General features: G+C 66.8%; 20 protein-coding genes. 10 read left to right on the top strand and 10 right to left on the bottom strand.

Annotation, left to right across the window (positions count from 1 at the left end):
- Positions 1-23 precede the first annotated feature (23 nt).
- On the top strand, positions 24-989 hold the full coding sequence (locus ACFVWR_RS15375; RefSeq protein ID WP_387213848.1) for a helix-turn-helix domain-containing protein: 966 nt from the start codon (positions 24-26) through the stop codon (positions 987-989).
- Complete coding sequence (locus ACFVWR_RS15370; protein WP_387213845.1) at positions 964-2,055, top strand: tyrosine-type recombinase/integrase; 1,092 nt, start codon at positions 964-966, stop codon at positions 2,053-2,055. Before ACFVWR_RS15375 ends, ACFVWR_RS15370 begins: the two co-directional genes overlap by 26 nt.
- Positions 2,056-2,380: 325 nt before the next feature.
- Here the strand turns inward: ACFVWR_RS15370 and glnA are convergent, their stop codons facing one another.
- Positions 2,381-3,805, bottom strand: a complete 1,425-nt coding sequence (gene glnA / locus ACFVWR_RS15365) for a type I glutamate--ammonia ligase (protein ID WP_387213842.1) — start codon at positions 3,803-3,805, stop codon at positions 2,381-2,383.
- 139 nt (positions 3,806-3,944) lie between these two features.
- On the opposite strand from glnA, the gene ACFVWR_RS15360 reads away from it, so the two are divergent.
- Positions 3,945-4,370, top strand: coding sequence for an RDD family protein (locus ACFVWR_RS15360; RefSeq protein ID WP_387213839.1), 426 nt, complete (start codon positions 3,945-3,947; stop codon positions 4,368-4,370).
- 24 nt (positions 4,371-4,394) lie between these two features.
- On the opposite strand, the gene ACFVWR_RS15355 is transcribed toward ACFVWR_RS15360, so the two are convergent.
- Genes ACFVWR_RS15355 through lipB form a run of 3 tightly spaced genes read right to left on the bottom strand, consistent with a single transcriptional unit; the run spans position 4,395 to position 6,769 of the window.
- The gene (locus ACFVWR_RS15355) at positions 4,395-5,093 is read right to left on the bottom strand and encodes a DUF4191 domain-containing protein (protein ID WP_387213836.1); all 699 of its coding nucleotides are present in this window, start codon (positions 5,091-5,093) and stop codon (positions 4,395-4,397) included.
- 48 nt (positions 5,094-5,141) lie between these two features.
- The gene (gene lipA, locus ACFVWR_RS15350) at positions 5,142-6,131 is read right to left on the bottom strand and encodes a lipoyl synthase (RefSeq protein ID WP_387213833.1); all 990 of its coding nucleotides are present in this window, start codon (positions 6,129-6,131) and stop codon (positions 5,142-5,144) included.
- Entirely contained in the window at positions 6,128-6,769 is a 642-nt protein-coding gene (gene lipB, locus ACFVWR_RS15345) for a lipoyl(octanoyl) transferase LipB (protein WP_387213830.1), read from the bottom strand. Before lipB ends, lipA begins: the two co-directional genes overlap by 4 nt.
- A 111-nt stretch (positions 6,770-6,880) precedes the next feature.
- On the opposite strand from lipB, the gene ACFVWR_RS15340 reads away from it, so the two are divergent.
- Positions 6,881-8,410 carry a hypothetical protein gene (locus ACFVWR_RS15340; RefSeq protein ID WP_387213826.1) on the top strand — a complete coding sequence of 510 codons (1,530 nt, stop codon included), beginning with the start codon at positions 6,881-6,883 and terminating at the stop codon, positions 8,408-8,410.
- A 2-nt stretch (positions 8,411-8,412) separates the two neighbouring features.
- On the opposite strand, the gene sucB is transcribed toward ACFVWR_RS15340, so the two are convergent.
- From sucB to ACFVWR_RS15325, 3 genes are all read right to left on the bottom strand, one after another.
- Entirely contained in the window at positions 8,413-9,960 is a 1,548-nt protein-coding gene (sucB, locus tag ACFVWR_RS15335) for a 2-oxoglutarate dehydrogenase, E2 component, dihydrolipoamide succinyltransferase (protein ID WP_387213823.1), read from the bottom strand.
- 66 nt (positions 9,961-10,026) lie between these two features.
- Positions 10,027-11,400: a dihydrolipoyl dehydrogenase gene (gene lpdA / locus ACFVWR_RS15330; RefSeq protein WP_387213820.1), complete on the bottom strand. Its 1,374-nt coding sequence runs from the start codon at positions 11,398-11,400 to the stop codon at positions 10,027-10,029.
- A gap of 105 nt (positions 11,401-11,505) precedes the next feature.
- Positions 11,506-12,987: a leucyl aminopeptidase gene (locus ACFVWR_RS15325; RefSeq protein ID WP_387213817.1), complete on the bottom strand. Its 1,482-nt coding sequence runs from the start codon at positions 12,985-12,987 to the stop codon at positions 11,506-11,508.
- Between the two features lie 109 nt (positions 12,988-13,096).
- On the opposite strand from ACFVWR_RS15325, the gene ACFVWR_RS15320 reads away from it, so the two are divergent.
- The 5 genes from ACFVWR_RS15320 to ACFVWR_RS15300 all read left to right on the top strand — a co-directional run bounded on the left by ACFVWR_RS15320 (position 13,097) and on the right by ACFVWR_RS15300 (position 18,967).
- Entirely contained in the window at positions 13,097-14,029 is a 933-nt protein-coding gene (locus tag ACFVWR_RS15320; RefSeq protein ID WP_387213814.1) for a proteasome assembly chaperone family protein, read from the top strand.
- A gap of 41 nt (positions 14,030-14,070) precedes the next feature.
- Complete coding sequence (locus tag ACFVWR_RS15315; protein ID WP_387213811.1) at positions 14,071-15,399, top strand: nitrate/nitrite transporter; 1,329 nt, start codon at positions 14,071-14,073, stop codon at positions 15,397-15,399.
- A gap of 251 nt (positions 15,400-15,650) precedes the next feature.
- The gene (locus tag ACFVWR_RS15310) at positions 15,651-16,952 is read left to right on the top strand and encodes an RNA polymerase sigma factor (RefSeq protein WP_387213807.1); all 1,302 of its coding nucleotides are present in this window, start codon (positions 15,651-15,653) and stop codon (positions 16,950-16,952) included.
- A gap of 9 nt (positions 16,953-16,961) precedes the next feature.
- Positions 16,962-18,236, top strand: a complete 1,275-nt coding sequence (locus ACFVWR_RS15305) for a MurT ligase domain-containing protein (RefSeq protein ID WP_387213804.1) — start codon at positions 16,962-16,964, stop codon at positions 18,234-18,236.
- Positions 18,233-18,967 carry a type 1 glutamine amidotransferase gene (locus ACFVWR_RS15300; RefSeq protein WP_387213801.1) on the top strand — a complete coding sequence of 245 codons (735 nt, stop codon included), beginning with the start codon at positions 18,233-18,235 and terminating at the stop codon, positions 18,965-18,967. Before ACFVWR_RS15305 ends, ACFVWR_RS15300 begins: the two co-directional genes overlap by 4 nt.
- Positions 18,968-18,970: 3 nt before the next feature.
- Here ACFVWR_RS15300 and alr read toward each other — a convergent pair whose 3' ends face one another.
- The 3 genes from alr to ACFVWR_RS15285 are packed head-to-tail and all read right to left on the bottom strand — an operon-like array spanning position 18,971 to position 21,079.
- Positions 18,971-20,056 carry an alanine racemase gene (gene alr / locus ACFVWR_RS15295; RefSeq protein ID WP_387213798.1) on the bottom strand — a complete coding sequence of 362 codons (1,086 nt, stop codon included), beginning with the start codon at positions 20,054-20,056 and terminating at the stop codon, positions 18,971-18,973.
- Positions 20,053-20,808 carry an alanine racemase C-terminal domain-containing protein gene (locus ACFVWR_RS15290; protein ID WP_387213795.1) on the bottom strand — a complete coding sequence of 252 codons (756 nt, stop codon included), beginning with the start codon at positions 20,806-20,808 and terminating at the stop codon, positions 20,053-20,055. Before ACFVWR_RS15290 ends, alr begins: the two co-directional genes overlap by 4 nt.
- Positions 20,809-20,842: 34 nt before the next feature.
- Positions 20,843-21,079 carry a hypothetical protein gene (locus ACFVWR_RS15285; RefSeq protein ID WP_223690763.1) on the bottom strand — a complete coding sequence of 79 codons (237 nt, stop codon included), beginning with the start codon at positions 21,077-21,079 and terminating at the stop codon, positions 20,843-20,845.
- 223 nt (positions 21,080-21,302) lie between these two features.
- Between ACFVWR_RS15285 and ACFVWR_RS15280 the strand changes: the two genes are divergently transcribed.
- Positions 21,303-23,384 carry a type IIA DNA topoisomerase subunit B gene (locus tag ACFVWR_RS15280; RefSeq protein WP_387213791.1) on the top strand — a complete coding sequence of 694 codons (2,082 nt, stop codon included), beginning with the start codon at positions 21,303-21,305 and terminating at the stop codon, positions 23,382-23,384.
- Positions 23,385-23,448 lie beyond the last annotated feature (64 nt).

Raw genomic sequence — 23,448 nt, 5'->3', positions numbered from 1 at the left:
AACTAGTCCGATATTGTGTCTTTGTGGCGCAAAATGAAACCATTGGTCAGAGAATCGCTAAGTACCGACGAATTGAAGGTTGGAGCGCTCAGAAGCTTGCTGAGGAGTCTGGTCTGAGCAGGTCGGTGATAACCAACATCGAGAACGGTCGTAAGGAAGACGTCACCGTGCGCGAGCTGCTTGCGATGAGCGAAGCATTGCGTGTGCCGCCAGCCGCCTTGATGTATCCGATCGACAGGCCACTCCAACCAGCTACACCCAATGAAGAGGATGAGCCGGGTTTCGCGCCGCGAGTAATCGACCTTGTTGAGTGGATTGTTGCTAGCGATATCGCTGCTGAAGTTGATCCGCAGGTTGCCGAATTCAACAAGAAGCTCGAGGAAATGGACGGTGTCGTCGTCTATCCAGTCGGACTTACTGTGCTCGCCACCTACGGCAAGGCTGGGCGACACGCGCGATCGCTATTGAATGGTGCACGCGCTTTAGAACGCGCGGTGGCCCGATTTGAGGTCACTCGTAAAAGGCTGTTGCTCTTTGTCCGCGACGCGTGGTCCTATCGCTATGACCGAGAGCAATCGGATCGTGCGGATAACTCGCTCGATTCGGGGGACTTCTCGTCGTCCACGATCGGCTCGGAGTTGCTTTCATCGCTCGACGCTTCGGATCGCGAAGCCGTTCAGCGATTAATGCGCGAACATGATGCATCCGTCCGAAACCTGCGCGACGCACAAGCTCAGTTCAGGCTCTTGGGTGGCGATCCAGAGTTCGATTCGTTTGGTATGTCTGCTCGAGCGGTGATGGGCATCGTTGAGAGTATGCCGCACGAACGGGTCGGGACTACACGGCAGCGCGGCCATATGGCTGAGGGCATCGTGGAGAGCCCGCTTCGCAAATTCCGTTTCGATGAGTACAACGAATTGCGACGCCAACTAAATCTGGCCCCGATCGACGAGGAGGATGGCGATGGCGAGCGTCAAGAAGAGGCCTAGCGGGGTCTGGCGTGCAAGGTACACCGACGCGACAGGCAAGGAGCACGCGCGGCATTTCAAGTTCCGGGACAATCCGCGCGATCCCGAAAACTCCGCTCAGCACTGGTTAGATCGCGAAACGGCGAAGCTCGTCACGGGAACGTGGGTGGAGCCTAAGACGGCGAAAATGACGCTGGGGGAGTGGAGTCAGACGTGGCTCATTGGCTATGCAACAAACCGCAAGTCCACCGTCAAAAGTGCCGAAGTGCACGTGAAGCGTATCCAGTCGAAGTTCGGCACCCGGCCGGTAGGCAGCATTCGACCTTCAGAGGTCAAGAACTGGATGGCAGAACTCAAGGCTGAAGGCCTCGCAGATTCCACCACCTACGGTCTGCATCGCAGGCTTTCGCAGATCTTCTCCGACGCCGTGCACGATGGCATCGTGCCGCGGTCACCGGTCAGCCGGCGCACATCCCCAGGCGCACCCAAGCAGCGTCCCTACGTAGCGACCACGGACCAGGTATGGGCACTCTACGACGCGCTACCAGACCACTTCCATCCTGTGGTGCTGCTTGGCGCTTTCGCGGGACTAAGAGTTGCGGAGATCGCCGCGCTGCGCACCAACGACGTCGACTTCATGCGCGGCATCATCTCGCCCGCTATCCAATACCCCGACGAACCGCTCAAGACGGACATGTCAAAGACGCCGATCCCGATACCGCACGAAGTTGCCCTCGAACTGAACCAAGTGCCAGCGAAGTGGGGGAGTAGCACCCTCGTCGTTGGGGCCTTCGGCCGCCCTGTCGCGCCGTACACAATCGAGACTGCATTTCGAAAGGCTCGCGAGACAGTCAAGGGTCTGCCGGCGGGTTTCCGGATCCACGACCTGCGGCACTACTACGCATCACTGTTGATCGCTGCCGGCCTTGATATCAAGACTGTGCAGGCGCGCCTAAGGCACGCGTCCGCGAAGACCACGCTGGATACGTATGGACACATGTGGCCAGACAAGGACGAGGCGTCTCGTAGCGCGGTAGTGAACGCGTTCAGGGCTAGGCCGACGAATCGCCAGATTGAGACTCGATAGCGTCAATCCGGTCCGCAAGTATGTGAAGGGATTCGCTAATGGCCGCGAAGGTTTCGTTGATCGTTACGAATCGCACGTCAGGGTCGCCGGCGGCAGGCATTACCCCGGGCGGAGGCGTCCGCTGAGCGATGCGAGTCTCAGCGTCCTCGAAGGTTTGGTTAATTTGCTCACGTAACGTCATCAGGCAAAGATAGCTGCCCATAGAGCGCACATAGAGAGAGCCCGCCAGACAAGCTGGCGGGCTCTCTCTATGTGTTTCGCGGACTCTTTACGGACTGAGGCGTCCGCTAGGCCTTAGAAACCCCGGGATTCCGGGGCATTCCGGCTACACGCCGAAGTACAGCTCGTACTCGAACGGGTGCGGACGCTGCGCGAGGGGCTTGATCTCCTTCTCGCGCTTGTAGTCGATCCAGGTCTCGATGAGCTCCGGGGAGAACACGCCGCCCGCGAGCAGGAAGTCGTGGTCGGCCTCGAGCGCGTCCAGCACCTCGGCGAGGGTGCCGGGAACCTGGGGGATGTTCTTGGCCTCCTCGGGCGGCAGCTCGTAGAGGTCCTTGTCGACCGGCTCGTGCGGCTCGATGCGGTTCTTGATGCCGTCGAGACCGGCCATGAGCTGGGCGGCGAACGCGAGGTACGGGTTGCCCGACGCATCCGGGGCGCGGAACTCGATGCGCTTGGCCTTCGGGTTGGTGCCCGTGATGGGGATGCGGATCGACGCCGAACGGTTACCGGCCGAGTAGACCAGGTTGACGGGGGCTTCGAAGCCGGGAACCAGGCGGTGGAACGAGTTCACCGTCGGGTTCGTGAACGCCAGCACCGCCGGAGCGTGCTTGAGCAGGCCGCCGATGTACCAGCGTGCGACGTCGGACAGTCCGCCGTAGCCGGCCTCGTCGTAGAACAACGGCTTGCCGTCGTTCCAGAGCGACTGGTGGGTGTGCATGCCCGAGCCGTTGTCGCCGAAGAGCGGCTTCGGCATGAACGTCGCGACCTTGCCCCAGTTCTCCGCCGTGTTCTTCACGATGTACTTGAACTTCAGGATGTCGTCGGCCGCGTGCACCATCGTATCGAAGCGGTAGTTGATCTCCGCCTGACCGCCGGTGCCCACCTCGTGGTGCGCGCGCTCCAGGATGAGCCCCGCGTCGATCAGCTTCAGCGAGATGTCGTCGCGCAGGTCGGCCTGCTTGTCGACCGGGCTGACCGGGAAGTAGCCGCCCTTGTACGGGGTCTTGTTGGCGAGGTTGCCGCCCTCTTCGACGCGACCGGAGTTCCAGGCGCCCTCTTCGGAGTCCACCGAGTAGAAGCTGGAGTGCTGGTTCACTTCGTAACGCACGTCGTCGAAGATGTAGAACTCCGCCTCGGGGGCGAAGAACGCGGTGTCGGCGATGCCGGTGGACGCGAGGTACTTCTCCGCCTTCTTGGCGACCTGACGCGGGTCCTTCGCGTAGATCTCGCCGTTGCGGGGGTTGTAGATGTCGAAGACCATGATGAGCGTGCGCTCGACGCGGAAGGGGTCGATGTACGCGGTGGAGACATCGGGGATGAGCTGCATGTCCGACTCGTGGATCGACGCGAAACCGCGGATGGACGAGCCGTCGAACAGCTGGCCGACGGAGAAGAACTCTTCGTCGACGGTCGAGGCGGGGATGTTGAAGTGCTGCTGCACACCGGGAAGGTCGGTGAAGCGAATATCAAGGAACTTGACGTCGGTGTCCTTGATGAACTTGAGCACCTCGGAAGAATCACGGAACATGCGGAGGACTCCCAATGGCTTGAAGCGGGGCGGACTGCACCTGCAACCCACGTCCCCACCGTAGGGGTCAGGGGTTTCCCCGCCGTGACGCAAATGTTTCCGGCATGTTACGCGTACCCTGCCCGGGTAAACTCGTCGCGTGCCACAGAACCCCCAGAACTCGCGTCCCGGTCCGATCGCCCCCAGCCGGTATCCGGGTGAGCGACTCGGGCTGCCGGAGTCAGGACGCGGCTCCGTGGGGAGGGTGGGTCGCCGAATAGGGGCGCTCGTCGTCGACTGGGGTCTCGCCGCGCTCATCTCGTGGGCGTTCTTCCACTACGACCCGATCGCGAACCTTCTCGTCTTCGCGATTCTGCAGATCGTGTTCATCCCCACCATCGGCGGCAGCATAGGACACCGCCTGTTCGGGATGCGCGTCATCGCAGTGAAGGGCGGCTGGGTCGGGCTGTGGCGGCCCGTGGTGCGTAGCGCGCTGCTGTCGATCGCCATCCCGGCCCTGGTCTGGGATTCGGACCAGCGCGGCTTCCACGACAAGATCGCGGGAACGGTGCTCATCCGAGCCTGATGCAGGCTACCGGGCGCTGGGCAATTACCTCGCGCGCTGGGCGCGCACCTTCATGGGGTCGATGCCCTTCGGAATGGGCATCGGGTTCTCGAGCGACTGCAGACGGTTGCTGATCGCCATGACCTCGGCCTTGGTGAGCACCGGCTTGATCTTGGCGAGTGTGCGCGGCACCTTGTGCAGGGCGACGGATTCCGCATCCGGGCCGACGCTGATGGTGGAGACGGGAACGTTCGGCAGCACGCGGCCGACCTTGCGACGCTCTTCGTCGAGCATGCGGCCCGTGCGTGACTTCGGGCCCTCGCTGATCAGCACGACACCGCCACGACCGACGGCGCGATACACAGCGTCTTGCGTCTTGCCGTTGACCGCGATCGGCATCTCGGAACCGCGCCAGCTGCGCTTCAGCGAGCTGCGGAGCACGGCGCCTACGGCACCGGGCTGCCCCTCGATCTGCGAGTATGCGGCACGCTCAGCACGGCGGCCGAGGATGATCAGCGCCACGAGCACGCCCGCGAGCACGCCGGCGAGGATCCACAGCACCATCGTGAACACGTTGCCGCCGGAGAAGAACAGCGACACGATCACACCGACGATCACCGGAAGCGCGAAACCGCCGATGATGTACAGGAGAGCCCGATTGTCGTAGCGGCGGGTCATCTGGAAGACCTGCCACATCTGCTTCAGACGGCCGGGCTCCTTGGTGGACTTGTCCTTGCGTGCCATGGTCACAAGGATACCGGCAGAACAGCGCTCGCGGTGACGTGTTCGCGCTCAGGTGACCGCCTGAGCGAAGCCGAGCGAAGCATCCGCGAGATGCCGCAACTGTTCGGGGACCTCGCGCCCTGTCGCCTGCATCGACTGCGCCCACAGACGGCCCGCACGGTAGGAGGATCGCACCAGGGGACCGGCGAGGACGCCGAGGAATCCGATCTCTTCCGCTTCGGCGTTGAGCTCGACGAACTCGTCGGGGTGAACCCAGCGAGCCACCGGGAGGTGCCGGGCGCTCGGCCGGAGGTACTGCGTGATGGTGATGATGTCGGTACCGGCGTCGTGGAGGTCGTGCAGCGCCTGGGTGACCTCGGAACGCTCTTCCCCCATCCCGAGGATCAGATTCGACTTCGTGATGAGGCCGGCAGCGCGCCCCTGGGTGATCACGTCGAGCGACCGCTCATACCGGAATGCCGGCCGGATGCGCTTGAAGATGCGCGGCACGGTCTCCACATTGTGGGCGAACACCTCGGGGCGTGCCGAGAAGACCTCGCCGAGATACTCGGGGTTTCCCGTGAAGTCGGGAACGAGGATCTCCACGCCTGTTCCGGGACTCTGGCGATGGATCTCGCGGATGGTCTCGGCGTAGAGCCATGAGCCCTCGTCGGGCAGGTCGTCGCGCGCGACGCCCGTCACCGTCGCATAGCGCAGATTCATCCGCGATACCGACTCGGCGACGCGGCGGGGCTCGTCTGTGTCGTAGTCGGCCGGTTTGCCGGTGTCGATCTGGCAGAAGTCGCAGCGGCGCGTGCACTGGGCGCCGCCGATGAGGAAGGTCGCCTCCCTGTCTTCCCAGCATTCGAAGATGTTGGGGCAGCCGGCCTCCTGGCATACCGTGTGCAGGTCTTCGCTCTTCACGAGATTCTGCAGCTGGCGGTACTCGCGGCCCATCCGGGCTTTGGTCTTGATCCACTCCGGCTTGCGCTCGATCGGAGTCTGGGCGTTCCGCACTTCCAGCCGAAGCATCTTGCGGCCTTCCGGCACGGCGCTCATGCGACGACCTCGCGCTCGAACTCGTGCGCGAACCGTTCGCGCATCAGGGGGACGACATCAGAGGGCGTGACGGTGCGTCCGAGCACGCGGCTCACCGAGGTGATGCCGGCGTCGCGGATCCCGCAGGCGACGATGGCGTCGTAGGCCTCGAACCCGTTCGAGCAGTTCAAGGCGAACCCGTGCATGGTCACACCTTCGGCGACGCGGATGCCGATGGCGGCGATCTTCTCGTCGCGTTGCACGCCTCTGATCCACACCCCGGAGCGCCCTTGCACGCGTTCTCCCGGCACTCCGAGCCCGGCGAGCACGTCGATGAGAACGCCTTCCAAGCGCCTGACATAGCCGACGACGTCGATCGGTTCGGGCAGTCTGAGGATCGGGTACCCCACGAGCTGGCCCGGCCCGTGCCAGGTGATCTTCCCGCCGCGGTCGACATCGATGACGGGTGTGCCGTCGGTCGGCCTTTCGTCGGGCTCTGTGCGTTTACCCGCGGTGTACACCGCGGGATGCTCGAGGAGAATGACGGTATCGGGCGCCCGGCCTGCAACGACGGCGGCGTGAAGCTCACGCTGCTGTTGAAGGGCCTCGAAATACGGCACGGAATTGGCGCTTAGTCCCGTGTCGATGAAGTCGACCACGCGAACAGTCTATGCGGGCGGTCGTCCTCCCCAGAACGGGCAGGCGGCGAGTTGCCCACAGATCGACGTCACCCTGCAGACGTCGCGGGCAGCAAACCGTTTACTGGTCGCATGACGTCAAGCCTGAACCGCCTCACCCGACGAGCCGACAGGCTCTGCTCCGATCGCGGCTGGGAGGTCGTGCGAACACTGCGGGCCGACCAAGACGAGATTCGCCGTCTCGTCGTCACGCCCGAGTCGTCGCTGACGGTGGAGCTCGTGCTGCGTGCGGAGACGGAGGACGCGGTGGCTCGGGCGCACGCCGAGGGGAGTGCCCTTCGTGCGGTCGCCTCGGAGCATGTCGTTCGGCTGCTCGAGGTGGTGCCCGTCGAGCACCGCATCCGTCGACCAGCGATCGGGCGCCGTGGTCAGGCGCCGCCCGATCGACAGTCGTGCTCGCTCCTCATCGAGCATCCCGCGTACGGCGACTTGCGAGGCCACCTCGCGCGACGCGGAACGATCCGGCTGGGGGAGGCGGTGACGCTGCTGCTCGCCGTCGCCGACGGCTTGCGTGCTCTGCACGATGCCGGCTGGACGCACGGGTCGCTGACGACCGATCGTGTCATGCTCCGACGCGATGGCTGCCCGGTCATCGCAGACCTCCGGTGGGCGAGCGTCGCGGACAGGGAGACGGTCGCGGTCGATCGGGCGGCATACAGGGGCGTGGCCGAAGACGTCTCGCGCGCGCTCCGTGCGCACGAGGGGATGCACCTGCTCGCCACCCTGCACCGAGCCTTCGCGGTCTCGGGGTGGCGAGCGGTGAGCTCCGCGCTCGTCGAGCTCGCCGAGCCGGAGGCGGTACAGGTCGAGCGGGCCGCCGTGCCCCGGTCTGCGCCGCCTGCCGCCGCCGACGCTGCCGCCGACATCGCCGTGGTGCCGAGAGCCGGTGCGATCGACGAGTCCGCTCGGGAGAAGCCGCGGTGGGATCGCACGAGTCTGGCGCGTCGCCTGGTCGACGGGCATCCCGTGGCCGAGCTGGGTGTCGCTGTGAAGGCGTGGGCGTCTCGACGAAAACGGTTGCTGATCATCGCGGCCGTGCCGCTGGCAGGCGCAGGTCTCGTTCTCGCACTCATCCCGCCCTCCGGGGCGGCGTCCTCGGGGCGACCATCGGATGCATCGCGGGTCGCGACGTCGACATCGTCGACATCGCCGTCGCCGCCGTCGCCGCCGTCATCCGGGGTCGCCACGCCGGATCGACCGGCGGCAGCCACCGGAACCGCCGGTCCGAAAGCGGGAGAGGCAGCGAACGGCATAGGCACCGGTGCGCGCTCCGACGACCCTGCAGTCGCGGGAGCAGCGCTGCTCGACGAACGTCACTCGTGCTTCGCGGCGGCGCATCCGGAGCGCGGGTGCCTCGCGAGGTCGATCGAGGCCGGCTCAGCATTCTTGGAGACCGAAGCGTCTGCACTCGGCACCGAGGGGGCGGCCCACGCCAGAGACTACCGCGGCGCTGTGCTCGCGCTCGATCAGCGGTGGGGCGACGCGGCGCTCGTCGTGGTCGCCCCCGGGCCGGAGTCGACGCCGTCTGCCACAACGCAACCGGCCTCGCTCCTGATGATCAGGAGCGAGGCCGGTTGGCTGCTACGTGAGGTCTACTCGTGAGCTCAGACGCCGAGGTTGCCCTCGAAGTCGCCACCCTCGAGGCGGTTCTTCACCGCGACGAGGAAGCGAGCGGCGTCCGCGCCGTCGACGATGCGGTGATCGTACGAGAGTGCGAGGTAGACGGTCGAACGGATGGCGATCGCGTCGGTTCCGTCAGCGCTGATCACGACAGGCTTCTTCGTGACGATGCCGGTGCCGAGGATGGCCACCTGGGGGAGGAACACGACAGGCGTGTCGAACAGTGCGCCGCGCGAACCGGTGTTCGTGAGCGTGAACGTTCCGCCCGCGAGCTCGTCCGGCTTGAGGCGGTTGTCGCGGGTGCGCTCGGCGAGGTCGGCGATCTCCTTGGCCAGGCCGGCCAGGTCGAGCTCCGACGCGTTGCGCACCACAGGGGTGAGCAGTCCGCGCTCGGTGTCGACGGCGATCGACAGGTTCTCGTGATCCGGGTACACGATCGAGTCGCCGTCGATCGTGGCGTTGATGACCGGGTACGACTTCAGCGCTTCGCTGGCCGCCAGGGCGAAGAACGGCAGGAAGGAGAGCTTCACGCCGGTCTTGGCCAGGAAGTCGGCCTTCACCTTGTCGCGGAATGCGGCGACCTTGGTGACGTCGACCTCGACAACCGAGGTGAGCTGCGCGGAGGACTGCATCGAGACGACCGCCCGCTCGGCGACGACCTTGCGCAGACGCGACATCGGCTGCGTGGTGCCGCGCAGAGGCGAGACCTCGGCGACAGGCGCTGCGGCCGGTGCGGCGGCTGCGGGAGCAGCAGCGGCGGCGGGAGCAGCGGCGGAGAGGATGTCCTCCTTGCGGATGCGACCGCCGACACCGGTACCGGTGACGCTAGCGAGGTCGATGCCCTGCTCGTTCGCGAGCTTGCGGACGATCGGCGTGACATAGCCGGTGTTACCGGCGTGCGCGCCGCCGGACGAAGCCGGCGCAGCGGCTGCCGGCGCGGCCGGTGCAGCCGGAGCGGGGGCGGCGGCGGGAGCGGGCTGTTCGGCAGCAGGTGCCGGAGCAGCGGGGGTCTCTGCGGCGGGTGCCGGTGCGGCGGGAGCGGCCTGTTCGGCAGCAGGTGCCGGAGCAGCGGGTGCCGGAGCGGCGGGTGCCGGAGCGGCGGGTGCCGGTGCGGCCGGAGCTGCAGCGGCCGGAGCTGCGGCGACCGGAGCAGGCTCCGGTGCAGCGGCCGGGGCCTCAGCGGGAGCCTCCGCGGCGGGCGCCTCGGGAGCTGCGGCCTCGGCCGGCGCTGCCTCAGCAGGCTCGCTCGGTGCGGCTTCGGCAGCGGGCGCGGCCGGAGCCTCGCCGCCGCCGGAACCGTCGCCGATGGTCACGAGCGCGGTACCCACCTCGACGGTCTCGTCCTCCTGCACCAGGATCGCCTCGACGACGCCCGCGATGGGGGACGGAATCTCGGTGTCGACCTTGTCGGTCGAGACCTCGAGCAGGGGCTCGTCCACCTCGACACGGTCGCCAACGTTCTTCAGCCAGCGGGTGACCGTGCCTTCCGTGACACTCTCGCCGAGTGCCGGGAGGCTGACGGATTCGCTCATGAGCTTGTCTCCTTCAAAACCAATTCGTTCAGTAGCTTATTGCAGTCGCGTCGACGGTCGACGGACTTAGAGGGTGTGGAGCGGCTTGCCTGCGAGATAGAGGAAAGCCTCGCCGAGCGCTTCGTTCTGGGTCGGGTGCGCGTGGATGAACGGGGCGATGTCCTCCGGGTACGCCTCCCAGTTCACCGCGAGCTGCGCTTCGCCGATGAGCTCGCCGACGCGGGCTCCGATCATGTGCACGCCGACGACTGGGCCGTCGTTCACACGCACGACCTTGACGGTGCCGCTGGTTCCGATGATCTCGCTCTTGCCGTTGCCGGCCAGGCTGTAGTCGTAGCTCGACACCTTGTCGGCGCCGTACTGCTCCGCGGCCTTGGCCTCGGTGAGGCCGATCGAGGCGACCTCGGGGTCGCAGTAGGTGACCTTCGGGATGTTGACGTCGGGAACAACGATCGGGTTCAGGCCCGCGATCTCCTCCGCGACGAAGATGCCCTGCTGGAAACCGCGGTGCGCGAGCTGCAGGCCGGGGACGATGTCGCCGACGGCGTAGACGCCCGGGACGCTCGTGGCCAGACGCTCATCGGTGATGACGAAGCCGCGGTCGAGCGTGACGCCGACCTCCTCGTAGCCGAGGTTGGCCGTCGAGGGGCCACGTCCGACGGCGACGAGCAGAAGCTCGGCGTCGACGGTGTCGCCGTTCTCGAGCGTGACGACGACGCCGTCATCGTTCTGGGTGACACCGGAGAAGCGGACACCGAGACGGTAGTCGATGCCCCGGCGGCGGAAAGCGCGCTCGAGCGACTTGCTGATCGACTCGTCTTCGTTGGGAACCAGGTGGGGGAGGGCTTCGATGATCGTGACGTCTGCGCCGAACGACTTCCAGACGCTCGCGAACTCGACGCCGATGACGCCGCCGCCGAGCACGGCGACCTTCTTCGGAACGAAGTCGAGTTCGAGGGCCTGCTCGCTGGTGATGACACGGCCGCCGATGTCGAGGCCGGGGAGCGAGCGCGAGTAGGAGCCGGTGGCGAGGATGACGTTCTTGCCGACGATCGTGTCTTCGCCGACCTGCACCGTGGTCGGGGAGGTCAGACGACCCTCGCCCTCGATGACCGTGATGCTGCGTGCCTTCACCAGGCCCTGGAGGCCCTTGTACTTCTTGGCGACGATTCCCTGGCGGTACTCGGTGACGCCGTTGATGTCCACACCCTGGAACTCGGTGAGGATTCCGTACTTCGACGACTCACGCGAGTAGTCGGCGACCTCGGCCGCGTGGAGCAACGCCTTTGTGGGGATGCAACCACGGTGCAGGCAAGTGCCTCCGACCTTGTCTTTCTCGATCATGCCAACGGTGAAACCGAGCTCGGCCGCACGCAGCGCAGCTGCGTAGCCTCCACTTCCACCGCCGAGCACCACAATGTCAAAGTTCTGCTCAGACACCCAGCTACTCCCTCGCGCATCAAGATTCGTGACACGACCCTGCCTCGAATCTGTTGCTCGATGGCAGGCGTTGAACGGCAAGAATTTCTTGCCTCTACGACCTTACTACTGTCGGGAAAAGTCCTCGGCCAAGCGGATGAGCGCGCGCACGGTCACAGCGGTCGGTCCTTTGCCCGTGAAACCGTACGGGGATGCAGGACCCTTGGCGGGGCCCGCGATGTCGAGGTGGGCCCAGGGGATGCGGGGTGCATCCTCCGCGTCTCCTGTGCGTCCGACGAACTCCTGCAGAAAGACGCCGGCGAGCAGCATTCCGCCGGCGGTGACACCGGGATTCGCGTTAGCGATGTCCGCGACATCCGAATTGATGGTCGCCCGCAGCTCGCCCGGAAGCGGCATCGCCCACAGCAGTTCGCCCGTCGCGGCGGCGGCGTCGAGCACCTGTGCCACGAGGGCGTCCTCGCCCATGACGGCGGCGTACCGCGTGCCCAGCGCGACCATGGCGGCGCCGGTCAGCGTGGCGACGTCGACGATCGCATCCGGCTTCTCCTCGCTCGCGGCGACGATCCCGTCGGCCATGACCAGGCGCCCCTCGGCATCCGTGTTGAGCACCTCGACGGTGCGTCCACCGCGGATGCGGAGCACGTCATTCGGTCGGATCGCGGACCCGGATGGCATGTTCTCCGCGATGCACAGCCACGCCGTGACCCGAACAGGCAGGGCGAGACGTGCCGCGGCGAGGGTAACGGCGAGCACGGTTGCGGCGCCCGTCATGTCGTACTTCATGCCCACCATGCCGGTCGGCGGCTTGAGCGAGAGCCCGCCGGTGTCGAAGGTGATGCCCTTGCCGACCAGCGCGAGATGCTTCGCCGCTCCGGCGGGCGAATAGCTGACCTTCACGAGCCGGGGCGGGCGGGTCGAGCCCTGCCCCACGCCGAGGATGCCGCCGAAGCCCTGTTCGGCGAGCTCCTTCTCGTCCCACACTGTCACCTCGACGGGGAGCCCGGCGGATTCGTCGCGCGCAGCCTGCGCCAGCGTCTCGGGGTAGAGGTCGAGCGGGGGAGTGTTCACCAGGTCCTTGACGAGAGACACGGCCTGCGCCACCGCGACAGCCTGAGCGACCAGGTCGTCGGAGCCGGTGGCGAGCACCTCGATCGAGCCGACCGGCGCCTTCGTCGACGCCTTCGAGGCCTCCCGGTAGGCGGTGAAGGAGTAGGAGCCGAGCGCTGCTCCTTCGAGCACGGCGGCGATCTGCTCGTCGCCGACGAGCGGGAAGGCGATGCTCACCGAATCGGTTCCGGCGAGCTGCCGGATGGCGGATCCCGCCGCGTAGCGCAGGGCCTCGGCGTCGACGGATGCGGGGACACCGACGACCGCGATCGATCGCGCGTCTCCGACGCCGGGGAGCCGCACCACTTCGTCTCTGCCGCCGGAGAATCCGACGGCGTCGAGCTGGGCCGCCACGGCGGAGAACCCGTCGACGGCGAAGAGCTCGGCCGCCCCGTCGATGACGCGCGCGCCGATCAGCACGACGGAGGAGGAGGGCGACGGAGTGGAGGCGGACGACAGGCTGAGAGAGGGAACCGACATGGGTCGAATCTATCGTTTCCGGCCGAGACCTCCGGCTGTTCGCTGTGGGCGTGTGCCTTCGCGGGTGGTTCCCGGCTTTCTCGCCAAAGCTGCGGCCTAGAGTTAAAACATGCACGATCCCGCAGAACTGTACGAGCTCGATCCGGCCCTCGCCGAGGTGCCGGAGGGGCTTCACCTGGTGGCGGGCCTGACCGGATTCGCGGATGCAGGCTCCGGCGTGAGCCAGCTCGGCAGCTACCTGTTGGGAACGCTCGACTCGGAGGTCGTCGCGACCTTCGACGCCGACATCCTTCTGGACTACCGCGCTCGGCGTCCGATCATCTACTTCGACCAAGACCATCTCACCGACTACCAGCCGGCGACCCTGAAGCTCTACCTCGCCTACGACGAGCTGCGTCAGCCTTTCCTCCTGCTCTCCGGCTTCGAGCCCGACTTCCAGTGGGAGCGGTTCACGCAGGCGGTGCTGGGGCTGATCGATCGCCTGAAGGTCAAGAGCGTGACGTGGGTGCACGCCATCCCGATGCCCGTTCCGCACACCCGGCCCATCGGCGTCACAGTCAGCGGCAACCGCGCCGACCTCATCGAAACGATGTCGATCTGGAAGCCGCACACCCAGGTGCCCGCCAACGCGCTGCACCTGCTGGAGTACCGGCTGCAGCAGAGCTCGTACCCGATCGCCGGTTTCATCCTGTTGATCCCGCACTACCTGGCAGACACCGAATACCCGGCCGCCGCCATCACCGCGCTCGACAGCATCAGCGCCGCGACCAGCCTGATCTTCCCGACCGACAGGCTGCGTCAAGAAGATCGCGAGTTCATCGCGAACATCGACGAGCAGGTCGCGGGCAACCCCGAACTCGGCAAGCTGGTGGGCACGCTGGAAGAACGTCACGACAGCTACATGGAAGACAACCAGCTGCGTTCGCCCTTGACCGATCAAGACGGGGAGCTTCCGTCGGCCGACGAGATCGCCGCCGAGTTGGAGAACTTCCTCGCGTTCCGTCGTCACGGCGACGAGGAGAACGGGCCGACGATCGGCTAGCACGTGCCGCATGCCGTCGCGGCCGGGCATACGCTGGTGAGGTGAACTCGCGACGCTCCTGGCTGATTTTCGCCGTCGGCGTCTTCGCCTACCTCGTGGCCGTGATGCAGCGCACGACCATCGGCGTCGCCGGTGTCGCGGCGACCGACCGCTTCCACGTCTCCGCGTCGGTGCTGTCGACACTCGCCGTGGTGCAGCTCATCGTGTACGCCGCGATGCAGATCCCCGTCGGCGTCCTCATCGACAGGGTCGGATCAAGATGGCTCATGGCCGTTGGCACGGCACTCATGGTCGTCGGGCAGGTGACCGTCGCCATCGCTCCGAGCATCGGGATCGCCATCCTCGGACGTGTGCTCGTCGGTGCGGGGGATGCGACGGTGTTCACCTCGCTCATGCGGCTGACGAACTCGTGGTTCCGTGGGCGGATCGTTCCGCAACTCTCGCAGTGGATCGGCAACATCGGTCAGCTCGGCCAGGTGTTGTCCGCCATCCCGTTCGCGATCATCCTGCACCAGTCGGGCTGGACGACGGCGTTCCTGACGGCCGCATCGCTCTCGGTGATCGCGTTCGTCGGCATCGTCATCGTCATCACGGATCGCCCCGTCGGGTCGACTGAGGGCCCGCGCCCGGCGACGTGGGGCGAGTCGATGCGCCAGTTGAGGATCAGCCTGGCCCGTCCGGGAACGCAGCTCGGATTCTGGTCGCACTTCGTCACGCAGTCCTCCGGCACCGTGTTCAGCCTGATGTGGGGGCTTCCGTTCATGGTGTTCGCTCTCGGGATCGACCCGGCCGAGGCGGCCGGCCTGCTGATCGTCGCCGTCGTCGCGGGGCTCGTCTCGGGCCCGGTGCTCGGCCTCCTCACGGCTCGGTTCCCGCTGAGGCGAAGCAACCTGGTGCTGGGGATCGTCGCGGTGATGGGCGTCACCTGGGCGGTCGTGCTGCTCTGGCCGGGCATCCCGCCGCTCTGGATGCTGATCGTGCTGCTGGTCGTGATCGGCGTCGGTGGCCCGGGCTCACTGATCGGTTTCGACTTCGCGCGAACGTCGAACCCGCTGCACAGCCTGGGGTCGGCGAACGGGATCGTCAACGTCGGCGGGTTCCTCGCCAGCTTCGTGATGATGCTGCTGATCGGCATCGCCCTCGACGCCGAGAACTCGCTGCGGGTGGCGAGCGGAGGAGCGAACGACCTCTACGCGCTCGATTCCTTTCGATGGGCGTTCGCCGTTCAATACGTCATCGTCGGCATCGGGGTCGGGTTCCTGGTGCGCGCGAGGCGCCGCACTCGCCGCCTCCTCTCCGAGGACGAGGGAATAGAAGTGGCCCCGTTGTGGGTTGCACTCTCTGAAGCGTGGAGGATGCGCGGCCGCTGACCGGCCGTCGGCGACGCTGAGACGAACCGCGGAGTCACTGACCGGAAGCGAGCCGGACAGTGGTAAGGGGAGTGCTCGATTCGTGCAATAATTGACTTTCGGACCCGTTCATATCCAGGGGCTCGGAGCATCTCAGATGCCCGGCGCAGACACCCAGGACTTGACATGGGTCTTAGTAATGTCCGCACGCAACCTGAGCCAGGCCCGGCGCTACGAATCTCGGCCCTCCGCTTGGTATGAAAGGTGTTCACATGGCAACCCGTGCAGCAGGTTCCGTCAAGTCGGCGACGGCAGTAGCCGAGCCCGACGTCGACGAGACCACCGTCGCCCCGACGGCGACGAAGACAGCGGCCAAACCGGCCGCGAAGAAGGCCCCAGCGAAGAAGGCGGCGACCAAGCCCAAGGGTCGCGCCAAGAAGAGCGACGACGACGAGATCGGCGACGACGAAGCTGTCGACGCCGATGAGGTCGAGGTCGTCGCCGACGACGAGTCGGACGACGCCGAGACCAAGACCGATGACGACACCGAGTCGGAGACCGGGAAGCCCGCGGCCGTGGAAGAGCCGCTGCCGACCGGCGCTCTCGTGCTGCGCGCCGTCGACGAAGACGACGACATCCCCGTCTATTCCGCGGCCATCACCGGCGCGACGGCCGACCCGGTCAAGGACTACCTGAAGCAGATCGGTAAGGTCGCGCTTCTGAACGCGGCCGAAGAGGTCGAGCTCGCGATGCGCATCGAGGCGGGACTGTTCGCCGAAGACAAGCTCGCCAACACGCCGAACATGCCGAAAGAGCTGGAGCGCGAGCTCCGCTGGGTCGCGCGTGACGGTCAGCGTGCGAAGAGCCACCTGCTCGGAGCGAACCTCCGCCTGGTCGTCTCGCTTGCGAAGCGGTACACGGGTCGTGGGATGCAGTTCCTCGACCTCATTCAGGAAGGCAACCTGGGCCTCATCCGCGCGGTCGAGAAGTTCGACTACACCAAGGGCTTCAAGTTCTCGACGTACGCCACCTGGTGGATCCGTCAGGCGATCACCCGCGCGATGGCCGACCAGGCCCGCACCATCCGCATCCCGGTGCACATGGTCGAGGTCATCAACAAGCTCGCGCGTGTCCAGCGACAGATGCTGCAAGACCTGGGCCGCGAGCCCACGCCGGAAGAGCTGAGCCGCGAACTCGACATGACCCCTGAGAAGGTCATCGAGGTGCAGAAGTACGGCCGTGAGCCGATCTCCCTGCACACCCCGCTCGGCGAAGACGGCGACAGCGAGTTCGGTGACCTCATCGAAGACACCGAGGCTGTCGTTCCCGCCGACGCGGTGGGCTTCACGATGCTGCAGAAGCAGCTCGAGAGCCTTCTCGACTCCCTCTCGGAGCGCGAGGCGGGCGTAATCCGCATGCGCTTCGGCCTGGGCGACGGCATGCCGAAGACACTCGACCAGATCGGCGACACGTTCGGGGTCACCCGCGAGCGCATCCGCCAGATCGAGTCGAAGACGATGGCGAAGCTCCGCCACCCGTCGCGCTCGCAGTCGCTTCGCGACTACCTCGAGTAGGCCGCCGGAGTGCGATACAGGCTGGCGGTCGTCGCAGGACGACTCGCCCGCTGGCTGTTGCGTCTTCGCGGCGGCGGCTCGGCCGTTCCCGGCCGGATCGCCCTCGCGATCGCGCCGAAGTTCCTCGAGCGATCGGTCAGCAGGCTGCCGCTCGGCGTCGTGTTCGTCTCCGGGTCGAACGGCAAGTCGACGACGACGAACATGCTCACGGGCGTGTTGCGCGAACACGGACTGAACGTCTTCACGAACCCGTCGGGGGGCAATCTTCCGCAGGGCATCGCGTCCGCGCTGCTCGCCAGCGTTCCGCTGGACGGCTATGTGCGCGGAGACGTCGGAGTGATCGAGGTCGACGAGGCGTACGGCGTTGATCTCGCGACTCTGCTCAAGCCGAGGGCGTCGCTGCTTCTGAACGTGCAGATCGACCAGCTCAACCGGTTCTTCGAGCCGACGCGGGTCGTCGGGATGCTCCGGTCGATCGGTGCGTCGTCGTCGGAGTTCGTCGTCGTGAACGCCGATGACGACAGCCTGTCCCGCATCGGCGCGGAGTTCGCCGTCGAAGGGCGGGAGGTGGCGACCTTCGGCGTCGCTCCGGCTCTCATCGCGGCCTCCCCGAACGGTCTGGCGAACGTCGAGGACTTCTCGGGCGCCGCATCCGGGGCGTTGCCCGCACCCGACGTGGTCGTCAGCGAACTGGGCGCCCGCGATGCGGTGCTCGATGTCTCTGGCGAGAGCGTCACGATCGCGCTTCCGGCTCGCGGGCTGCACTACGCGGTCGATGCCGCCGGCGCCACCGCTATGGCGCGGAGACTGCTGGGCGATCGCTTCCGCACCGAGGCTGTGGCGCGCGCGATGTCGTCGCTGCGCACCGTCTACGGCCGCGGTGAGACCCTGCGCGTCGGCGACGAAGACATCGAGATCATCATGATGAAGAACCCGCCGAGCCTGCAGCTGAACCTGGACTACCTCGAAGAGGCACCCGAGCAGGTCTTCGTCGCCGTCGACGAAGGAACCCCCGACCCGTCCTGGGTGTACGACATCGACCTCTCGTCGCTGTCGCACGTCGACGTCGTCTCCGGAACGAAAGCGTGGCAGTTCGCCACCCGCTTCGCCTACGCGGGCATCCCGGTCGGTTCGGTGTTTCCCGAGCTCAGAGCAGCACTCTCCGCGTTCATGGCCTTGCCGACGCCCTCGCGCGGCACGAAGACGATGATCGTGAACTACGAGCAGATGATGCTGATCCGCAAGCAGCTCGGTTTCCTCGACCTGGAGGGCGGGGAACGATGAGCGATCTGCGCATCCTGCACCTGTATCCGCGCGAGCTCGGCATCAACGGCGACGTGGGCAATGTCACGGCGCTCGTCGAGCGGGCGGGGTGGCGCGGGCTCGTCGCCGAGGTGTTGACGCACGAGGTCGGGGATGAGCTTCCGGATGCCGTCGACATCGTGCACATCGGCAGCGGCCCGCTCTCGTCGCAGCGCGTCGTGCTGGAGGACGTGCAGCGCATCGCCCCTGTCCTGCGCGAGTGGCGCGACGCGGGCATCCCCGTTCTGGCTATCGCCGGCGGCTGGCAGCTGCTGGGAACCGAGATCGTGACGGCGGACGGCGAGAGACTGGCGGGCGCCGGTGTCTTCCCGACCAGCGCTCGACTCGGCACCGAGCGCCATGTCGGCGAGATCGTGGTGCGCGGCGACGCCGGCGTGCTCGCCGGTTTCGAGAACCACTCCGCGAGCACGACGCTCGAGGGCGGCGAGCCGCTGGGCGCAGTGCTGAGCGGCATCGGCAACGGCGACGCCGCTCGTTCGGAGGGCGTGCAGGTCGCAGCCTCCGTCGGCACCCACCTGCACGGACCGGTGCTCCCGATGAACCCCGAGCTCGCCGACCGCATTCTCGCAACCGCCCTGGCCCGGCGCGGAAACGGAACCGTTCTCACCGCGACGCCCGCGGTGCGCACCGTCGACGGCTACGCCGCGAACGCGCGTCGCGCCATCGCCGAGCGGGTCGGCTTGCGCCTGTAGGGCTCAGCCGACGTAGACGCGGGGGACGCGCGGCGAGACGCCGGTGACGATCTCGTCAGCGATGGTTTCGGCCCAGTCCGCCCACTTCTCGGCTATGACCTCGCCGTCGACGCCTGGGCCGAACAGGATGGCCGTGTCGCCGACGCGCACCCGGCCGGCGCCGACCGTGCCGAGGTCGATGAGCATGGAGTCGGCGTCGACCGCGACGACCTGCCGCGGGATGCCGCCGACGGCCACGCGGGCCTTCGCTATGCCGAGCGTCGGAACGCCGTCGGCGTACCCGATCGCGAGGCGGGCGAGAGACGTTCCGTCGACGTTCGTCTCGATGATCGGCGCTTCGAGGCGCATCGCCGGCACCAGACCGAGCTCCGCGCCGGTGCTGTCGTCGAACGGGGAGATGCCGTAGGCGGCGATGCCGAGGCGCACCAGGTCGAATCGGGCCTCCGGCATCCGGATGCCCGCGGAACTGGCCGCGAGGTGCAGGATCTCGAACGTCGCGCCGTGTTGCTCCGCGACGACGACCGCGGCTTTGAACTCGGCGAGGGCCTTCTCGTCGTCGGCCATCGACGCGTCTGCCAAGTGGGACCACGCGGCACGGATGCGCACGAGGCCTCGACGCTGCAGCTCGACGGCCGCCTCGATGAGTCCCGGCCATTCCTCGATCGTCGCACCATTGCGGCTGAGGCCCGTGTCGACCTTCAGATGGATCACGGCCGGGCGGTCGGCTCCGGCCGCGGCGATCGCCTCGAGCTGCCAGAGCGCCGAGATACCGAGCTCGATGTCGGCCTCGATGCCGGCGCGGAAGTCGGTGCCCGTTCCGTGCAGCCAAGCGAGGATGGGCACCGTCATGCCGGCGTGCCTGAGCACGAGGCCGACGGGGATCTCGAGCACCGCCAGCGAGGTGGCCCCCGCCTCGATGCCGGCGCGCGCGACGGGGAGGAGCCCATGACCGTAGGCGTCCGCTTTGACGGCGAACATGACCTCCGACGGCGAGATGAGCTTCGCGATATGCGAGACGTTGTGCCGAAGAGCCGCCAGGTCGATCACGGCGCGGGGGAGCGGCTCCGCGATGGCGTCGGTGATCGTCATGCGGTGTAGACCCTCTCGATGCGGGTGCCGAGGCGGCTCGTGATGATGGAGGCGGCGATGCCGGTGCTGTCCGCCCAGTCGAGTGCGGTCGGTTCGCCGAGGGCGGCGTCGCCGAAGAGCACCGCCCGCTCGCCCGGGGTGACGGTGGCGCCGTCGAGATCGACGACGAACTGATCCATGGCGATGCGCCCGGTCACGCGACCGGTGTATGCGCCGATACGAACGGGGGCCCGGTTGGTGGCGACGCGCGGCACGCCGTCGGCGAAGCCGAGGGCGACGAGCGCCAGCGTCGTCGGGTGGGTGGTGCGATAGGTGTAGCCGTACGAGACGCCCGTGTCGGCACCGACGCGCTTGACGGCGATGACCTCGCCGACCAGCCGAAGGGCGGTCGCCGTCGGATGTGCCGCGTCGAGACCGAAGAGCGCGGCACCGAGCACGCGAGGCGTCTCGTGGTGGCTCTCGCGGCCGGCGCCCGCTGCGCCGCCGCCGGCTCCGACGGTCGAGCCGGGGATGCGGGCATCCGCCAGCGCCGCCGCGTCTTCGACCCGGGACAAGACGAGACCGCCGACCCCCGCATCCGATAGCACCCTGGCGACGGGGATGAGCCCGTGGCCGTAGGCGTCGGCGCGAAGATCGGCGGTGAGGTCTGAGAGCGGGAGGCCGGCCGTGGCCGCCAGAGCGCCTGCGTTCCCGGCGATGCGCCCGAGGTCGACGAAGGCATGCCTACGCACACCCGACGAACTCGGCGCCATCGTCAGAATGTCTTCTGGGAACGCTTGGTCGGCGTTACGCGCGCTGGTCTTCGAAGAGACGCGCGGTCTCGTCGTGCCAGCTGTGCGCGATCTCCGACAGCTTCTCCTGGTGCTTCTTGCCGTGGTGGGCGCAGAAGAGGAGCTCGCCATTGTTCACGACAACGCGAATGTACGCCTGAGCGCCGCAGCTGTCGCAACGATCGGCCGCCGTCAGTTGCGGCCCCGATGCGAGCTCGTCAACCGCACCGTTCTCCGTGGTGATCGTCGACATGTGATGCTCCTTTCAGATCGCAACCCGTGAACTCGGTACACCTATAGAACCACGTTCTGGCGGGAACCCTGCCTGATTTGCCTGCTATTTCGCTCAACGCGTAGCCGATACCCAGGAGAGAGTGTCGGTGGGCGAGACAAGGCCTCGCACTGCTTAGGCTGGTAGGTGGTATGGCGCCGGTATCCACAGCACCCTGGCGCCTCGACTTCTGCAAGGAGCGCTCGTGGCGAGCTCGGACTATTCGGCCAGACACCTCTCGGTACTCGAGGGGCTCGAGGCGGTGCGCAAGCGCCCCGGAATGTACATCGGTTCCACCGACTCCCGAGGCCTCATGCACTGCCTCTGGGAGATCATCGACAACTCCGTCGACGAGGCGCTGGCCGGCCACGGTGATCGCATCGAACTCATCCTGCACCCCGACCACAGCGTGGAGGTGCGCGACAGTGCGCGCGGCATCCCCGTGGACATCGAGCCCAAGACCGGCCTGAGCGGGGTGGAGGTAGTCTTCACCAAGCTGCACGCGGGCGGCAAGTTCGGCTCGGGGTCGTACGCGGCCTCCGGCGGACTGCACGGCGTCGGCGCGTCCGTGGTGAACGCCCTCTCCGAGCGGCTCGACGTTGAGGTCGATCGCGACGGCAAGACCTACGCCATGTCGTTCCACCGCGGCGAGCCGGGCATCTTCGCCGACAAAGGCGAGGCGACGCCCGACGCGCCGTTCACTCCGTTCGAGAACGGCAGCGAACTCCGCGTCGTCGGCAAGGTGAAGCGCGGGGTGACGGGCACGCGCATCCGGTACTGGGCGGATCGCCAGATCTTCACCAAGGGTGCCGAGTTCCAGTCCGACGAACTGATCGGCCGTGCTCGGCAGACCGCCTTCCTGGTTCCCGGGATCAGCCTCTCCATCGACGACCGTCGCAGCCCCGAAGGTGAGACGACGACGTTCTCGTACGAAGGCGGGATCTCGGAGTTCGTCGACTTCCTCGCACCGGACAGCCCGATCACCGAAACCTGGCGCCTCACCGGCGACGGGCACTTCACCGAGACCGTTCCCGTGCTCTCCGAGTCGGGAGCGATGCTGCCGACGGAGCTGAGGCGGGACTGCCACGTCGACATCGCTCTGCGCTGGGGCACCGGCTACGAGACGGTCATGCGCAGCTTCGTGAACATCATCGCGACGCCGAAGGGCGGAAGCCACCAGACCGGCTTCGACCAGGGGATGCTCAAGTTCTTGCGCACGCAGATCGAGCAGAACGCGCGCCGCCTCAAGGTCGGCACCGACAAGCTCGAGAAGGACGACGTGATGGCGGGCCTCACCGCGGTGCTCACGGTGCGTCTCCCCGAGCCGCAGTTCGAGGGTCAGACCAAGGAGATCCTCGGCACGCCGGCCGTTCGCGCCATCGTCGCGCAGGTCGTGCAGAAGACGATGACCGAACGGTTCACGTCGACGAAGCGCGACGACAAGGCGCAGTCCTCTCTGCTGCTCGACAAGGTCGTCGCCGAGATGAAATCGCGCATCTCGGCCCGCGCCCACAAAGAGACCCAGCGGCGCAAGAACGCGTTGGAGACCTCATCCCTGCCGGCGAAACTCGTGGACTGCCGGTCGAGCGACGTCTCGAACAGCGAACTCTTCATCGTGGAGGGCGACTCGGCCCTCGGCACGGCCCGTCGCGCACGTGACAGCGAGTACCAGGCGCTGCTGCCCATCCGCGGCAAGATCCTCAACGTGCAGAAGGCGTCCGTCTCCGACATGCTGTCGAACCAGGAGTGCGCGGCGATCATCCAGGTGATCGGCGCCGGGTCGGGGCGCAGCTTCGACCTGTCGACCGCTCGCTACGGCAAGGTCATCATCATGAGCGACGCGGATGTGGACGGAGCGCACATCCGCACCCTGCTGCTCACGCTGTTCTTCCGGTACATGCGGCCGATGATCGAGGAGGGCCGGGTGTTCGCCGCCGTGCCTCCGCTCCACCGCGTGATCGTGATGAACCCGGGATCGAAACCGAACGAGACGATCTACACGTACTCGGAGGCGGAGCTGCAGGCCGTTCTGGCCGACCTGAAGAAGCGCGGCAAGCGCTACCAGGAGCCCATCCAGCGCTACAAGGGGCTCGGCGAGATGGATGCGGACCAGCTGGCCACCACCACGATGGACCGCCACCACCGCACCCTGCGCCGCGTGCGCGTTCCCGACGCCGAGCAGGCCTCGAAGGTCTTCGAGCTGCTGATGGGCAACGACGTCGCCCCGCGCAAGGAGTTCATCATCGCCGGCGCCGACGACCTCTCCCGCGCCCGCATCGACGTCTGACCCCCCCCGCCCCGCCCCAAAGCAATCGACTACAGGAAGAACGCTCCCCATCACGCGATTCGGG

Source organism: Leifsonia sp. NPDC058292, assembly GCF_042880955.1.
GTDB lineage: Bacteria > Actinomycetota > Actinomycetes > Actinomycetales > Microbacteriaceae > Leifsonia.
The sequence above is the reverse complement of the archived record's forward strand: the minus strand, read 5'-3'. Positions and strand labels throughout refer to the sequence as shown.